The 525-nt window shown below is 25.5% G+C and carries 1 protein-coding gene; it reads left to right on the top strand.

Going from position 1 to position 525, the window contains the following annotated elements; translation table 11 throughout:
* Positions 1–525, top strand: a 525-nt coding sequence (locus tag F1B92_RS08920) for a hypothetical protein (protein WP_195836345.1), incomplete at both ends; no start/stop codon positions are given.

The raw sequence follows: 525 nt of genomic DNA, 5'->3' as shown, positions 1-525 counted from the left end.
TTTTTCTGACCTTTATTTTCTTATTTATCATAAGTAGATATGAATTTGGAATTCAAAGAAAAGCCATAAGAGCAGGAGATATAGAAAAATCCGAAAAGAAAATTTGCTTACTCAAAAAGACACAATTTATAGTTACTTTAATAACTCTGTTTTTTACTTATGGGTTTTTGTTTGATGGGTTTAAAATGCTTAAATTTAGATACGAGTGCAACATTAAAAAGGATTTTAAGATTGAGATTGTAAGTGATGATTATGAGATAAAAAATAGTGATTATCATAGATGGGGAAACACATTGCCTTTTAATTCCGATAGCAACATAAGTATTAAAAGAATATATGGCAAACTGGATAATTTAGGCGGATTATATCATAGACAAAATATATTTTATAATAATAATTTAATTGCAAAAATATATGAATATTTTATGCCATATAATTATTTTATAGCAAAAATGCTATCTGTCGAGACAGAACAAACTGGTGAATTATGTGGTTATAGCAACGATGAAATTTTAAAAATTTTAG

The sequence above is a fragment of the Campylobacter portucalensis genome (genome assembly GCF_009690845.1).
Lineage (GTDB): Bacteria > Campylobacterota > Campylobacteria > Campylobacterales > Campylobacteraceae > Campylobacter_B > Campylobacter_B portucalensis.
The sequence above is the reverse complement of the archived record's forward strand: the minus strand, read 5'-3'. Positions and strand labels throughout refer to the sequence as shown.